Source organism: Streptomyces sp. WAC06614, from assembly GCF_003949795.1.
Taxonomy (GTDB): Bacteria; Actinomycetota; Actinomycetes; order Streptomycetales; family Streptomycetaceae; genus Streptomyces.
Genome location: NZ_RPRY01000185.1, coordinates 1 through 14,252 on the forward strand (window position 1 = coordinate 1; position 14,252 = coordinate 14,252).

A 14,252-nucleotide genomic window follows, 5' to 3' on the forward strand; every position below is an offset into this window, starting at 1 on the left:
AAGGCTCCCAGTAGACGACTGGGTTGATAGGCCAGATGTGGAAGCCTAGTAATGGGTGAAGCTGACTGGTACTAATAGGCCGAGGGCTTGTCCTCAGTTGCTCGCGTCCACTGTGTTAGTTCTGAAGCAACGAACAGTTGCTGGTTTCTAGAGCTAGAACATAACTACAGAGTGTGCTTGTTCGCTCGAAACCGATAGGGTTTCGGTGGTCATAGCGTTAGGGAAACGCCCGGTTACATTCCGAACCCGGAAGCTAAGCCTTTCAGCGCCGATGGTACTGCAGGGGGGACCCTGTGGGAGAGTAGGACGCCGCCGAACAATCTTTCAAAGGACCCTTGGTCCTCAGCGTTCACGCTGAGGACCAAGGGTCCTTTTTGTATTGCACCTCTTTACGCCGAAGCGCGGCCATGGGCTGGTTGCGCGAGAATGACTAGCGGTACCCCGAAGACAGGAGTCACACCCATGTCCAACTCTCCCGACGATCGTCCGGAGCGCGAGCCCCGTCGCAACGACGGTGGTGACAGGGGCGGCTACCGCGGGGGCCGTGACGACCGCGGCGGCTACCGTCGCGACGACCGCGGCGGCCGGCCGGCCGGTGGCGGCGGCTACCGCCGCGACGACCGGGGCGGCGACCGCCCGAGCTATCCCCGTCGTGACGACCGGGGTGACCGTCCGAGCTACCCGCGCCGTGACGACGACCGCGGTGGCTACCGCCGCGACGACCGTGGTGGCGACCGCCCGAGTTACCCCCGTCGTGACGACCGCGGTGACCGGGGCGACCGCCCCAGCTACCCGCGCCGTGACGACGACCGTGGCGGCTACCGCCGCGACGACCGTGGTGGCGACCGTCCGTCCTTCCGTCGTGACGACCGCGGCGGGGACCGTCCGTCCTTCCGTCGCGACGACCGCGGCGAGCGTCCCAGCTACCCGCGTCGCGACGACCGCGGCGGCGACCGTGGTGGCTTCCGCCGCGACGACCGGGGTGGGGACCGTCCGAGCTACCCCCGTCGTGACGACCGCGGGGACCGTCCGAGCTACCCCCGTCGTGATGACGACCGCGGTGGCTACCGTCGTGACGACCGGGGTGGCGACCGTCCGTCCTTCCGTCGTGACGACCGCGGTGACCGGGGCGACCGCCCCAGCTACCCGCGCCGCGACGACCGCGGGGACCGTCCGAGCTACCCCCGTCGTGATGACGACCGTGGCGGCTACCGTCGTGACGACCGGGGTGGCGACCGTCCGTCCTTCCGTCGTGACGACCGCGGTGACCGGGGCGACCGCCCCAGCTACCCCCGTCGTGACGACCGCGGGGACCGTCCGAGCTACCCGCGCCGCGACGACCGGGGTGACCGTCCCAGCTACCCGCGCCGTGATGACGACCGCGGTGGCTACCGTCGTGACGACCGGGGTGGCGACCGTCCGTCCTTCCGTCGTGACGACCGCGGTGACCGGGGCGACCGCCCCAGCTACCCGCGCCGCGACGACCGCGGGGACCGTCCGAGCTACCCCCGTCGCGACGACCGCGGCGGCGACCGCGGCGGCTTCCGTCGTGACGACCGGGGTGGCGACCGTCCGTCCTTCCGTCGTGACGACCGCGGTGACCGGGGCGACCGTGGGGGGTACCGCGGGGGCCGTGACGACCGTGGCGGGTACCGGGGCCGGGACGAGCGGGACCGGGACTTCCGGGACCGTGGCGACCGCGAGCCGGTCAAGCGGCTGCCGATCGACGAGGACGTCACCGGTGACGAGATCGACGCGGACGTGCGCCAGGAGCTCATGAGCCTGCCCAAGGGGCTGGCCGAGGAGGTCTCCCGGAACCTGGTCATGGTCGCGCGGCTCATCGACGAGGACCCCGAGCAGGCGTACGCGTACTCGCGCATCGCCCTGCGGCTGGCCTCCCGCGTCGCCGCCGTCCGCGAGGCCGCCGGCTTCGCCGCGTACGCCAGCCAGAAGTACAGCGAGGCGCTGGCGGAGTTCCGTGCCGCGCGCCGGATGACCGGTTCGGTCGACCTGTGGCCCGTCATGGCCGACTGCGAGCGCGGTCTCGGCCGTCCGGAGCGGGCGCTGGCCATGGCCGGTGAGCCCGAGGTGCAGAAGCTGGACAAGGCCGGCCAGGTCGAGATGCGGCTCGTGGCCGCCGGGGCCCGTCGGGACATGGGGCAGCTCGACGCCGCCATCGTGACCCTGCAGAGCCCGGAGCTGGCCTCCAGCTCCGTCCAGCCGTGGACCGCCCGGCTGCGCTACGCCTACGCCGACGCGCTGCTGGCCGCCGGTCGTGAGGACGAGGCGCGCGACTGGTTCGCCAAGACCGCCGAGGCGGACAAGGACGGGGCCACGGACGCCTCGGACCGGCTGGCCGCGATGGACGGCGTGGAGTTCGTGGACGCGATGCACTCCGAGGACGAGGCCCAGGACGCCGCCGGCGACCGTGGCTCCGTCGACGAGGACGCGTTCGACGACGAGGACGACGAGGACGACGACCAGGACCCGGCCGAGGTGGCCCGGGCGGAGGCCGCCGGCGACGTGACCGAGTACTACGACGAGGACGACGAGGAGTACGAGCCCCTCGACGGTTCCGAGGCGGACGCGGACGCCGACGCCGACAAGGGCGCCGACAAGGGCGGCGACCGCAAGTAGCGGGAGCACGCACAGCATGCGGAAGGGCGTTACCCCACGGGGTGCCGCCCTTCTGCGTTGCGCTGCACGCGCCGCCCGGCTCAGTCCACGGTGCGCAGGACCAGGCCCGTCGCCGGCTTCGGGCCGAACGAGGTGGACTTGCGGGGCATGGTGACGCCCTGGCGGGCCAGGTCGCGGACGACCTCCTCGCGGACGGGGTGCAGCAGGACGGCGGTGCCGCCGTGCCGCTCGGCCATGGCGATGGTGGCCTCGGTGTCGTGGATGTACGCGATGTGCTCGGGGGTGTCCGGGACCTGCCAGAGCTCCTCCAGCAGGGTCGCGTGCAGCACGGTCGCGTCCAGGCGGCGCCAGGCCTCGGGGCGGTCGTGCCGGACGGTGCGGTCGATCAGCTCCGGGTCGGGGTCGGTGACCAGGTGGAAGCGGCCGTCACCGGTGAGCAGGAAGGCGTTGCCCTCGGCCGCGGCGTCGCCGAGGGCGGCCAGGGCGGCCGGGAGCGGGCCGTCGACCGTACGGACGCGGAACCGGCCGTCGAGGGCGGCCAGGGCGTCGGCGACGGGGAGCCGGCGCAGCATCCGGTGGATGGCACGGACCTGGAGCGGGTAGCGGAGGGTGTCCACGAGCAGGACGAGGCCGTAGTCCCAGGCGGTGGGGCCCTGGCGTTCCTGCTGGAGCCGCAGGTACGTGGCCCAGCGGTGGTGGCCGTCGGCGATCAGGGCCTGACGATGGCTGAGATCGGCCGTGACCACGGCCAGTTCGGCGGGGTCGGTGACGGCCCACAGGCGGTGGCAGACCCCGTCCTCGGTGGTGGTGGACAGCAGCGGGGTGCGCGCGGCGGTGGTCTCCACGAGGGCGGCGGTGCCGGTGGCCGGGCCGTCGTCGGGGGCGTCGCCGACGTAGGTCAGCAGCAGGGGTTCGAGGTTGGCGCCGGTGGCACGCATCAGGTCGGCCCGGTCGGCGACGACCTCGGGCATGACGTCCTCGTGCGGCAGGACGATGCCGGCGTCGGCGGGCGACAGGGCGAGGGCGCCGACGACGCCGCGCTGGAGGAGGTCGCCCTTGCGCTGTTCGTAGACGTAGAGGGCGGGTGCGGGGTCGGTGTGCAGGACGCCCTCGTCGACCCAGTCGCGCAGGGTCCGGGCGGCCTGCTCGCCCCGGGCTCCGGGGGTGTCGGCCTGGGGGAGGATCAGTCGGACGATGTTGTGGGGGTCGGCGGACTCCAGGTGGTTGAGTCCGTCGGGGCGCACGACCACGTCGTAGGGCGGCGAGGTCACGGCGGCGAGGCTGCCGACGCGTTCGGGGACGTAGCGCAGTCCGTGGAAGGGGATCAGGCGCAGTCCGTGGTCCTCGGTGCCAGGTGTGGTCATTGCTGCATCGTAAGGTGCGTCTCGCCATGCGGGATGATCGGGGGAGACAGATCTGTCAAGATCATCGAAGGAGCGGACAGGATGAGTCGGCAGAGCAGGACCAGGCCCTCCGGGAGCGAGCAGAGCCTGCACCGGGCGTACGACACCGCCCTGCTGGATCTCGACGGAGTGGTGTACGCGGGCGGGCAGGCGATCCGGTACGCGGTGGAGTCGCTGGGGGCGGCCCGGGCCGACGGGATGCACCTGGCGTACGTCACCAACAACGCGCTGCGCACACCGGACGCGGTGGCGGAGCACCTGACCGAGCTGGGGATCCCGACCGTCGCCGGTGAGGTGATCACCTCGGCGCAGGCCGTGGCCCGGCTGATGGCCGAGCAGCTGCCGGCGGGCGCGAAGGTGCTGGTGATCGGTGGCGAGGGGCTGCGGGTGGCGCTGCGCGAGCGCGGGCTGGTGCCGGTGGACTCGGCGGACGAGCCGGACCTGGCGGCGGTGGTGCAGGGGTACGGCGGTCCGGAGCTGCCGTGGAGCCGGTTCGCGGAGGCCAGTTACGCGATCGCGCGCGGGCTGCCGTGGTTCGTGTCCAACACCGATCTGACGATCCCCAGCGCGCGCGGGATCGCGCCGGGCAACGGGGCCGCGGTGGAGGTCGTACGGATCGCGACGGGCGCCGAGCCGCAGGTGGCGGGCAAGCCGCTGCCGCCGATGCACCGCGAGACGATCCTGCGGACCGGGGCGCGGCGGCCGCTGGTGGTGGGGGACCGGCTGGACACCGACATCGAGGGCGCGTTCAACGGTGAAGTGGACTCGCTGCTGGTGCTGACCGGGGTGACGGACGCGGCGCAGCTGCTGCGGGCCGAGCCGCGGCACCGGCCGACGTACGTGGACCGGGACCTGCGGGGCATGCTGACCGGGCAGCCGGCGGTGACGGCCGGGGCGGAGGCCGGGGTGTTCCGCTGCGGCGGGTGGACGGCGTCGGTCGCGCCGGGGGAGCTGGTGCTGACCGGGGAGGGTGACGGGGACGTGCTGGACGGGCTGCGGGTGCTGTGTGCGGCGGCCTGGACGGTGGCGGGGGACGGGACCTGCACGCTGGACGCGGGGAAGGCGCTGGCGCGGCTGGGGCTGTGAGCCAGCCTTGCCGGGTGCGGGCCGGCTCGCCCGGTGCGGGCCGGCTCGGTCGGCCCGCCGAGCCGGCCGGCCGGCCCAGCCGGCCCGGCGTGCTCGGCCTGGTCCGGATGACAGGCCCGGCGGGCTCGGGCGGCTCCGGGAGATCAAGGTGGGCGGAGGGTAGGCTAACCTAACCTGCGTGTTGGTCGAGAGTCCTCCCTCCCAGAGCGCGGCGTCCGCCGCCGCCCCTCGCCCGCGGAACGCCGCGCGCACCGCGGGACTGCTGGCCGCCCTCGGCGTGCTGGTGGTGCTCGCGGTGGCGTCCGTCGCCGTGGGCGCCAAGCAGATGCCGCTCGACCAGGTCTGGCACGGCCTGTTCGCCTACTCGGGCACCCCCTCGGACGTGGTCGTGCGCGACCTGCGGGTGCCGCGCACCCTGCTCGGGCTGATGGTGGGGGCCGCGCTCGGCCTGTCGGGCGCGGTCATGCAGGCCCTGACCCGCAACCCGCTGGCCGAGCCCGGCGTCCTCGGCGTCAACGCCGGCGCCGCGGCGGCCGTGGTCTCGGCCATCAGCTTCCTGGGCGCGTCCTCGCTCACCGAGTACGTCTGGTACGCGTTCGCGGGCGCCGCGCTGGTCTCCGTGGTCGTCTACGTCCTCGGCGGCAGCCGCGGCGCCACACCCGTCCGGCTCGCACTGGCCGGTACGGCCGCCTCCTTCGCGCTGGTCAGTTACGTCAACGCGGTCCAGCTCATGGACAGCAAGGCGCTGGACAAGCTGCGCTTCTGGACGGTCGGTTCGCTGGCCTCGGCCAACCTGGACACCGCCGCCCAGGTGGCGCCGTTCTTCGTGGTCGGCGCGGTGCTCGCGCTGCTGCTGGGCCGGCCGCTCAACGCCATGGCGATGGGCGACGACACCGCGCGGGCGCTGGGCGCGAACCTGACCCGGACCCGGATCACCGCCATGGTGGCCGTCACCCTGCTGTGCGGGTCGGCCACCGCCGCCTGCGGCCCGATCGTCTTCGTCGGTCTGATGGTTCCCCACCTGGTGCGGGTGTTCACCGGTCCCGACCTGCGCTGGGTGCTGGCCTACTCGGCCGTCCTGTCGCCGGTGCTGCTGCTGGGCGCGGACGTCCTCGGCCGGGTCGTCACCCGGCCCGCCGAGCTCCAGGTCGGCATCGTCACCGCGCTGATCGGCGGCCCCGTCTTCATCGTTCTGGTGCGTCGCAAGAGGATGGCTCAGCTGTGACCGTCACTGCCAAGTCCGCGACCGGGCAGCCCGGCCGCCCCGGGCCGGCCGGCCGTACCGGCCGCGCCGCCCGGCCCGTCACCCGGGTGCTGCGCGGGCCCGCGGGGACCTCCCTGCGGGTGGAGCCGCGCGCCCTGACCGCCGGGCTGCTGCTGACCGCGGCCGCGCTGGTGGCGGCGGTGGTGCTGATCGGCACCGGCGACTTCGAGATCGCCCCCTGGGACGTCGTGCAGACCCTGCTGGGCAACGGGACCCCGGCGGCCGACTTCATCGTCAACGACCTGCGGCTGCCGCGGGTGCTCGTCGCCCTGCTCGTCGGCGCGGCCCTCGGCATGTCCGGCGGGATCTTCCAGGCCGTCTCCCGCAACCCCCTCGGCTCCCCGGACCTGCTCGGCTTCCACTACGGCGCGGCCGTGGGCGCGCTCGGGGTGATCATCCTGCTCAAGGGCGACGCCAACGAGGTCGCCGCCGGTGCGGTCCTGGGCGGGCTGCTGACCGGCCTGGTCATCTACCTGCTGGCGTACAGGAAGGGCATCCACGGCTACCGGCTGGTCCTCGTCGGCATCGGCGCCTCCGCCGTCCTGGTCGCGGTCATCCAGTACCTGCTGACCAAGGCGCAGGTGGTCGACGCCACCCGGGCCATGGTCTGGCTCACCGGCTCCCTCGCCGGGCGGGACTGGGCCCAGGTGTGGCCGCTGCTGGCGACCTGCGCGGTGCTGTTCCCGCTGGTCCTCTCCCAGGGCCGGGCCCTGCGGATGATGGAGATGGGCGACGACGCCGCGTACGCCCTCGGGGTGCGGGTCGAGCGCACCCGCTTCCTGCTGATGGCGGCCGCGATCCTGCTCACCACGGCCGCCGCCGCGGCGGCCGGCCCGATCACCTTCGTCGCCCTGGCCGCGCCCCAGCTCGCCCGGCGCCTGACCCGCTCGCCCGGGTCGAACCTGGTCTCCGCCGCGCTGATGGGCGCCGTCCTGCTGCTGGTGTCCGACTGGGCCTCGCAGCGGGCGTTCGGCTCGGACCAGCTGCCGGTCGGTGTGGTGACCGGGCTGGTCGGCGGTGTCTATCTGCTGTGGCTGCTCGTCACCGAGCGCAAGGCAGGACGCATATGAACCCAAGGAGTACCCCCGTGCAGCGGCTGACCGCCCAGAACGTGACCCTCGCCTACGAGCAGCGGGTCATCGCCGAGGACCTGTCGGTGGAGATCCCCGACCACTCGTTCACGGTGATCGTCGGTCCCAACGCGTGCGGCAAGTCCACGCTGCTGCGGGCCCTGTCGCGGATGCTGAAGCCGGCCGCGGGGCAGGTCCTGCTGGACGGGCAGGCGATCGGCTCGCTGCCGGCCAAGCAGGTGGCCCGGACCCTCGGTCTGCTGCCGCAGTCCTCGACGGCGCCGGACGGCATCACCGTCGCCGACCTGGTCGCCCGTGGCCGCTACCCGCACCAGGGGCTGCTGCGGCAGTGGTCGGCCGAGGACGAGCGGGTGGTCGCGGAGTCGATGGCCTCCACCGGGGTCGCCGAGCTCGCCGACCGGGCCGTGGACGAACTGTCGGGCGGCCAGCGCCAGCGCGTGTGGATCGCGATGGCCCTGGCCCAGCAGACCCCCCTGCTGCTGCTCGACGAGCCCACCACCTACCTGGACATCCAGCACCAGCTCGACGTCCTGGACCTGTGCGCCGAGCTGCACGAGGAGCAGGGCCGCACGCTGGTCGCCGTCCTGCACGACCTCAACCACGCGGCCCGCTACGCCACCCATCTGATCGCGATGCGCGGCGGGAAGGTGGTGGCCGAGGGCCCGCCGGCCGAGGTGGTCACCGCCGAGCTGGTGGAGCGGGTGTTCGGGCTGAAGTGCCAGATCATCGACGACCCCGAGACCGGCACCCCGCTGGTGGTCCCGGCGACCCGGCAGGCCCGGGCGAGGGCCGCCGCCGCGGTCTGAGCGGGGCCGTACGGGCCCGCCGTACGGGCCTGTCGCCGGGGCGGCGGGGCCGTACGGGCCGTCGCCGGCGTACGGGCCGTCGCCGGCGTACGGGCCGTCGCCGGCGTACGGGCCGTCGCCGGCGTACGGGCCGTCGTCCGCCTCAGAGCAGGGAGCGCAGGCGCAGCAGGTCGCGGAAGCCCGCCTCCAGGCGGACCCGGCCGGCGGCCCAGGCCTTGGCGAAGTTCAGCTCGCCGTCGACCATCGCCACCAGGTCGTCACCGGTCATCGCCAGCCGGATCTGGGCCTTGGTGACGGGCGGCCCGGGGGCCACCCCGTCCACCCGGATCCGGCCGCCCTCCAGCCGGCCGGTGAAGGTCTGGTCGAGGTCGGTGATGTGGCAGCTCAAGGATCGGTCGAGCGAGGCCGCACCGCGGACGTCGCCGTCGGCCCGGGCCAGATTGTCGGAAAGCTTGTCGAGCGCCGCACGGCACTCCTGGGTGGTCGCCATCGTGATCACGACCGTACCGCAGTCCTACGGGGTAGCGTCGGGGCATGACCGACGAAGTGAACCCGGCCCCCGTGGACGACGGGGCCGCCGACGCGCCCGCCGGCCCGGTCCCGCTGGGCGTCGTACGGACCGCCACCGGGCACGGTGAGGTGGACGCGCTGCTGGAGCGGCTGGCCGACGCCGACCACCTCCCGGCGGACGTACACATCGAGGTGTACGAGGATGTCCACCGGGGACTGCGTGACGCGCTGACCGCGCTGGACGCCGCCCCCGCCCCTCGTCCGTACGACAACAGGAGCTGAACCGAACGTGGCAGGAGTGGCACGCCGCCGCCTGGACGCCGAACTGGTCCGCCGCAAGCTGGCGCGCTCGCGGGAGCACGCGGGCCAGCTGATCGCCGCCGGCCGGGTCACCGTCGGCGGGACCACCGCGACCAAGGCGGCCACCCAGGTCGAGACCAGTGCCGCCGTGGTGGTGCTCAAGGACGAGACCGACCCCGACTACGTCTCGCGCGGCGGGCACAAGCTGGCCGGCGCACTGGCCGCCTTCACCCCGTTGGGCCTGCGCGTCGAAGGGCGCCGGGCGCTGGACGCGGGGGCCTCCACGGGCGGGTTCACCGACGTCCTGCTGCGGGCGGGCGTGGCGCACGTGGTGGCCGTGGACGTCGGCTACGGGCAGCTTGCCTGGTCGTTGCAGAGCGACGAGCGGGTCACCGTCAAGGACCGCACGAACGTGCGCGAGCTGACCCTGGAGCAGATCGACGACGTACCGGTCGACCTCGTCGTCGGTGACCTGTCGTTCATCTCCATCGGGCTGGTGCTGCCCGCCCTGGTGCGGTGCACGGCGCCCGACGCGGACCTGGTGCTGATGGTGAAGCCGCAGTTCGAGGTGGGCAAGGAGCGCCTGGGCAGCGGCGGCGTGGTCCGCAGCCCCGAGCTGCGGGCGGAGGCGGTGCGCGAGGTGGCCCGGCAGGCGGGGGAGCTGGGGCTGGGCGTGCTCGGGGTGACCGCGAGTCCGTTGCCCGGTCCGTCGGGCAACGTCGAGTACTTTCTGTGGCTCCGGGCGGGGGCACCGGCCCTCGACCCGGCGGATGTTGACCGTGCAGTGGCGGAGGGGCCGCGGTGACAAGTTCAACAGGGGGTTCCGCGACCGGGCGGACCGTTTTCCTGCTCGCGCACACGGGACGGCCGGCGGCCATCCGCAGCGCCGAGCTGGTCGTCCAGGGTCTGCTGCGCTGCGGACTGGGCGTACGGGTGCTGGCGCACGAGGCGGCGGACCTGCCGCTGCCGCCCGAGGTGGAGCTGGTCACGGAGACCACGCCCGGGGTGCTCGACGGCTGTGAGCTGCTGATCGTGCTCGGCGGCGACGGCACCCTGCTGCGCGGCGCCGAGTTCGCGCGCGGCTCGGGGGTGCCGATGCTGGGGGTGAACCTGGGCCGGGTGGGCTTCCTCGCGGAGGCCGAGCGGGACGATCTGGACAAGGTCGTGGACCGGGTCGTGACCCGCGACTACGAGGTCGAGGAGCGGATGACCCTCGACGTGGTCGTCCGCACCAACGGCGACGTGGTCCACCGGGACTGGGCGCTGAACGAGGCGGCCGTGCAGAAGGTGTCCCCCGAGCGGATGCTCGAGGTCATCCTGGAGATCGACGGCCGGCCGGTCACCGGCTTCGGCTGCGACGGGATCGTCTGCGCGACACCGACCGGCTCGACGGCGTACGCGTTCTCCGCGGGCGGGCCGGTGGTCTGGCCCGAGGTCGAGGCGCTGCTGATGGTGCCGATCAGCGCGCACGCGCTGTTCGCGAAGCCGCTGGTCACCTCGCCGGACTCGGTGCTGGCCGTCGAGGTGCAGACCGGGACCCCGCACGGGGTGCTGTGGTGCGACGGGCGGCGCACGGTGGAGCTGCCGCCGAGCGCCCGGGTGGAGGTGCGCCGGGGTAGCGTGCCGGTGCGGCTGGCGCGGCTGCACCACGCGGTGTTCACGGACCGGCTGGTGGCGAAGTTCGCGCTGCCCGTGTCCGGCTGGCGCGGCGCCCCGCACTGACCTGGCTGGCGCGGCGCCCCGCACTGACCTGCCGCAGCCCGTCTCGCGCCTGCCGGACCCCGTCTCGCGCCTGCCGCCGCCTGCCGCGCCCGCCGGTCGTTCCTGCCCCGTCAGGGTGACGGCGGGGGCGGCCGACCAGCGGGGGAGGGGGCGAGGTCACCTGTGATGTGCCAAACCTCTGTATGGTCTTCTGCGTGCTTGAGGAGATGCGGATACGGTCGCTGGGCGTCATCGACGACGCGGTGGTCGAGCTGTCGCCCGGATTCACCGCGGTGACCGGCGAGACCGGCGCGGGCAAGACGATGGTCGTCACCAGCCTCGGGCTGCTGCTCGGCGGCCGGGCCGACCCGGCGCTGGTGCGGATCGGGTCCAAGGCGGCGGTCGTCGAGGGCCGGATCGTGATGCGGCCCGACGCGCCCGCCGCCGTGCGGGCCGAGGAGGCCGGGGCCGAGCTGGACGACGGCGCGCTGCTGATCAGCCGCACCGTGTCCGCCGAGGGGCGCTCGCGCGCCCACGTCGGCGGACGCTCGGTGCCCGTCGGGCTGCTCGGGGAACTCGCCGACGACCTGGTGGCCGTCCACGGCCAGACCGACCAGCAGGGCCTGCTGCGGCCCGCCCGGCAGCGGCAGGCCCTGGACCGCTACGCCGGGGACGCGGTCGCGGTCCCGCTGGAGAAGTACGGGGCCGCCTACCGGCGGCTGCGGACGGTCGCGGCCGAGCTGGAGGAGATCACCACCCGGGCCCGGGAACGGGCCCAGGAGGCGGACCTGCTGCGCTTCGGGCTGGACGAGATCGCGGCCGTGGAGCCGCGGCCCGGCGAGGACGCGGAGCTGGCCGCCGAGGCCGAGCGGCTCGGCCACGCCGAGTCGCTGGCGGGCGCCGCGCAGCTCGCGCACGGCGCGCTCGCGGGCGATCCCGAGGACCCCGAGGGCGTCGACGCCACCACCCTGGTCGCGGGCGCGCACCGGGCACTGGAGGCCGTACGGTCGCACGACCCGGCGCTGGCCTCGCTCGCCGAGCGGATCGGGGAGCTGGGCATCCTGCTGGCGGACGTGGCCGGGGAGCTGGCCGGCTACGCCGACGACCTCGACGCCGACCCGCTGCGGCTGGCCGCCGTGGAGGAGCGGCGGGCCGCGCTGACCCACCTGGTGCGCAAGTACGGCTCCGCCGAGGACGGGATCGACGCCGTGCTGCGGTGGGCCGAGACGGGCGCCGCCCGGCTGCTGGAGCTGGACGGCGACGACGAGCGGATCACCGAGCTGACCGCGGAACGCGACGCGCTGCGCGCGGAACTGTCCGGGCTGGCCCAGGCGCTGACGGACGCGCGGACGGAGGCGGCGCAGCGGTTCGCCGCGGCCGTGACCGCCGAGCTGGCCTCGCTGGCGATGCCGCACGCCCGGGTCACGATCGACATCCGGCAGACCGAGGACCCCTCCGGGGAGGGCGTCGAGGTCGGTGGCCGGCCGGTGGCCTACGGGCCGACCGGCGCGGACGAGGTGGAACTGCTGCTCGCCCCGCACCCGGGGGCCGCGCCCCGGCCGATCGCCAAGGGCGCGTCGGGCGGTGAGCTGTCCCGGGTGATGCTGGCGGTGGAGGTCGTCTTCGCGGGCTCGGACCCGGTCCCGACGTACCTGTTCGACGAGGTCGACGCCGGTGTCGGCGGCAAGGCGGCGGTCGAGGTCGGCCGGCGGCTGGCGAAACTGGCCCGGTCGGCGCAGGTCGTGGTGGTCACGCACCTGCCGCAGGTGGCGGCGTTCGCCGACCGGCAGCTGCTGGTGGAGAAGACCAACGACGGGTCGGTGACGCGCAGTGGCGTCACCGTCCTGGAGGGGGAGGCCCGGGTCCGTGAGCTGTCGCGGATGCTGGCCGGCCAGGAGGACTCCGAGACGGCCCGGGCGCACGCCGAGGAACTGCTCGCGGCGGCGCGCGCGGACGGCTGACGGGACCGACGGCTGTCGGGCCGACGGACGACGGAGCGGGGCGGCCGGCGCCAGGAGGGCACCGGCCGCCCCCGCGCGTCTGCCGGTGTCCGTCGCCGAGGTGGCGTCAAGGTGACGCGAAGGTAATCCGTGTGGGTGATAGGTGGAGGCGTGGGGGGTCATCCCGTGCGGGATCCGCACCCGAATGGTCCCGGAACGCGCGTACGGGCTGGCATCCTGGGCGACGTCCCTGCCGCCCTCACCCAGGAGCTCCGGCCGTGAGCAGCACACCGGTCCCGGTCGCGGGCCCGCCGTTCGGGCGGGTGCCGCTGCGTACCGTCCAGGTCCTCGGGGGCTCCGGCGGCGCGGGCAGCAGCGCGCACGTGCGGTCGCTGGCGGGCGGGCTCGCCGCGCGCGGCGTACGGGTCACGGTGTGCGCGCCGGTCGAGGCGGAGGGGGAGTACGACTTCACGGGCGCGGGCGCGCAGTTCACCCCGGCGGCGGTGAGCGCGCTGCGCGCGGCGTGCGCCGGGGCGGACGTGGTGCACGCGCACGGGGTGCAGGCCGGAATGCGGGCGGCCCTGGCGCTGAGCGGGTTCCGGGTGCCCCTGGTGGTGACCTGGCACGGGGGCGGCCCCGACGCCACGGGGCCGCTGGCGCGGCTCGGCCGGGTGCTGGAACGGCGGGTGGCCCGGGCGGCGGCCGTGGTCCTGGGGACCTCCTCCGACCAGGTGGACCTGGCCCGGCTGCGCGGGGCCAGGGACGCCCGGCTGGCGCCGGTGACCGTGCCGCTGGCCGGGGTCTCGTCGAGCGGGGCCGACCCGGGCAAGGTCCGGGCCGAACTGGGTGCGGTGGACCGGCCGTTGCTCATCGCCGTGGGCAGCCTGGTGCCGCACCGCGGCTACGGGGTGCTGCTGGACGCCGCCCGGGAATGGCGGACGCTGGACCCCGCCCCGCTGCTGGTGATCGCCGGGGAGGGCGCGCTCCGGGCCTCGCTGGCCCGGCGGATCGAGGCGGAGGCGCTGCCGGTGCGGCTGCTGGGGCGGCGTACGGACGTGCTGGACCTGCTGGCGGCGGCGGACGTGGCCGTCCTGCCCAGCCGGTGGGAGGCGCGGTCGCTGCTCGCGCAGGAGGCGTTGCGGGCGGGGGTCGCGTTGGTCGCGACCAAGGTCGGTGGGGTGCCGGAGCTGGTCGGTGACGCCGCCGTCCTGGTCCCCTACGGGGACCCGGCTGCGCTGTCCGACGCCGTCACCGGGCTGATCACCGATCCGGGGCGGCGGGATGCCCTGGCCCGGGCGGGGCGTGTCCAGGCGGCCACCTGGCCGTCCGAGGACGACACCGTGGCGCAGGTGTTGTCGGTGTACGACGAACTGATGGAGCGGCGACGGTAGCCGGTGGCTCGGCCTTGGCCGGTCCGGCTCGGCCTTGGCCGGTGGCGGCTCGGCCTTGGCCGGTCTGGCTCGGCCGTGGCCGGTGCTTGCCTGGCTTCGGCCGGGGTGGGCTCGGCTTCGGGG

General features: G+C 74.5%; 12 protein-coding genes and 2 rRNA genes. 12 read left to right on the plus strand and 2 right to left on the minus strand.

From position 1 onward, the window contains the following. From EF918_RS22800 to EF918_RS22815, 3 genes are all read left to right on the plus strand, one after another. Nucleotides 1-95: ribosomal RNA gene (locus EF918_RS22800) — 23S ribosomal RNA — on the plus strand; the annotation flags it as partial. 106 nt (nucleotides 96-201) lie between these two features. Then, nucleotides 202-318 (plus strand): 5S ribosomal RNA (gene rrf, locus EF918_RS22805). A gap of 1,443 nt (nucleotides 319-1,761) precedes the next feature. Next, nucleotides 1,762-2,637 carry a tetratricopeptide repeat protein gene (locus EF918_RS22815; protein WP_221889738.1) on the plus strand — a complete coding sequence of 292 codons (876 nt, stop codon included), beginning with the start codon at nucleotides 1,762-1,764 and terminating at the stop codon, nucleotides 2,635-2,637. Between the two features lie 80 nt (nucleotides 2,638-2,717). Here the strand turns inward: EF918_RS22815 and EF918_RS22820 are convergent, their stop codons facing one another. After that, nucleotides 2,718-4,001: a DUF1015 family protein gene (locus EF918_RS22820; RefSeq protein ID WP_125649849.1), complete on the minus strand. Its 1,284-nt coding sequence runs from the start codon at nucleotides 3,999-4,001 to the stop codon at nucleotides 2,718-2,720. Nucleotides 4,002-4,082: 81 nt separating this feature from the next. On the opposite strand from EF918_RS22820, the gene EF918_RS22825 reads away from it, so the two are divergent. From EF918_RS22825 to EF918_RS22840, 4 genes are all read left to right on the plus strand, one after another. Beyond that, nucleotides 4,083-5,126 (plus strand): HAD hydrolase-like protein, encoded by a 1,044-nt coding sequence (locus EF918_RS22825; protein ID WP_125649852.1) that lies wholly within the window; start codon nucleotides 4,083-4,085, stop codon nucleotides 5,124-5,126. 178 nt (nucleotides 5,127-5,304) lie between these two features. Beyond that, a complete protein-coding gene (locus EF918_RS22830; RefSeq protein ID WP_185921869.1) occupies nucleotides 5,305-6,351 on the plus strand; it encodes an iron ABC transporter permease in 1,047 nt (348 codons plus the stop codon). Nucleotides 6,352-6,437: 86 nt separating this feature from the next. After that, on the plus strand, nucleotides 6,438-7,460 hold the full coding sequence (locus EF918_RS22835) for an iron chelate uptake ABC transporter family permease subunit (RefSeq protein WP_260610517.1): 1,023 nt from the start codon (nucleotides 6,438-6,440) through the stop codon (nucleotides 7,458-7,460). Further along, a complete protein-coding gene (locus EF918_RS22840) occupies nucleotides 7,457-8,287 on the plus strand; it encodes an ABC transporter ATP-binding protein (RefSeq protein WP_125649858.1) in 831 nt (276 codons plus the stop codon). The genes EF918_RS22835 and EF918_RS22840 overlap by 4 nt, the downstream gene beginning before the upstream one ends. Before the next feature lie 142 nt (nucleotides 8,288-8,429). On the opposite strand, the gene EF918_RS22845 is transcribed toward EF918_RS22840, so the two are convergent. Beyond that, nucleotides 8,430-8,777, minus strand: a complete 348-nt coding sequence (locus tag EF918_RS22845; protein WP_125649880.1) for an SCP2 sterol-binding domain-containing protein — start codon at nucleotides 8,775-8,777, stop codon at nucleotides 8,430-8,432. Nucleotides 8,778-8,821: 44 nt separating this feature from the next. Here EF918_RS22845 and EF918_RS22850 point away from each other — a divergent pair, with 44 nt between their 5' ends. The 5 genes from EF918_RS22850 to EF918_RS22870 all read left to right on the plus strand — a co-directional run bounded on the left by EF918_RS22850 (nucleotide 8,822) and on the right by EF918_RS22870 (nucleotide 14,129). Then, nucleotides 8,822-9,079: a hypothetical protein gene (locus tag EF918_RS22850; RefSeq protein ID WP_125649861.1), complete on the plus strand. Its 258-nt coding sequence runs from the start codon at nucleotides 8,822-8,824 to the stop codon at nucleotides 9,077-9,079. Between the two features lie 7 nt (nucleotides 9,080-9,086). Next, nucleotides 9,087-9,902 (plus strand): TlyA family RNA methyltransferase, encoded by an 816-nt coding sequence (locus tag EF918_RS22855; RefSeq protein ID WP_125649865.1) that lies wholly within the window; start codon nucleotides 9,087-9,089, stop codon nucleotides 9,900-9,902. Further along, nucleotides 9,899-10,819, plus strand: coding sequence for an NAD kinase (locus EF918_RS22860; protein WP_125649868.1), 921 nt, complete (start codon nucleotides 9,899-9,901; stop codon nucleotides 10,817-10,819). The genes EF918_RS22855 and EF918_RS22860 overlap by 4 nt, the downstream gene beginning before the upstream one ends. Before the next feature lie 182 nt (nucleotides 10,820-11,001). Continuing rightward, nucleotides 11,002-12,759, plus strand: a complete 1,758-nt coding sequence (gene recN / locus EF918_RS22865; RefSeq protein WP_125649871.1) for a DNA repair protein RecN — start codon at nucleotides 11,002-11,004, stop codon at nucleotides 12,757-12,759. 257 nt (nucleotides 12,760-13,016) lie between these two features. Next, nucleotides 13,017-14,129: a glycosyltransferase family 4 protein gene (locus tag EF918_RS22870; RefSeq protein WP_125649874.1), complete on the plus strand. Its 1,113-nt coding sequence runs from the start codon at nucleotides 13,017-13,019 to the stop codon at nucleotides 14,127-14,129. Nucleotides 14,130-14,252 lie beyond the last annotated feature (123 nt).

Excerpts from the sequence above, each read along its gene's own strand:
- EF918_RS22840 (WP_125649858.1), top strand. The coding sequence starts at position 7,457 with ATGAACCCAAGGAGTACCCCCGTGCAGCGGCTGACCGCCCAGAACGTG.
- EF918_RS22845 (WP_125649880.1), bottom strand. The coding sequence starts at position 8,777 with ATGGCGACCACCCAGGAGTGCCGTGCGGCGCTCGACAAGCTTTCCGAC.
- EF918_RS22850 (WP_125649861.1), top strand. The coding sequence starts at position 8,822 with ATGACCGACGAAGTGAACCCGGCCCCCGTGGACGACGGGGCCGCCGAC.
- recN (WP_125649871.1), top strand. The coding sequence starts at position 11,002 with ATGGTCTTCTGCGTGCTTGAGGAGATGCGGATACGGTCGCTGGGCGTC.
- EF918_RS22820 (WP_125649849.1), bottom strand. The coding sequence starts at position 4,001 with ATGACCACACCTGGCACCGAGGACCACGGACTGCGCCTGATCCCCTTC.
- EF918_RS22825 (WP_125649852.1), top strand. The coding sequence starts at position 4,083 with ATGAGTCGGCAGAGCAGGACCAGGCCCTCCGGGAGCGAGCAGAGCCTG.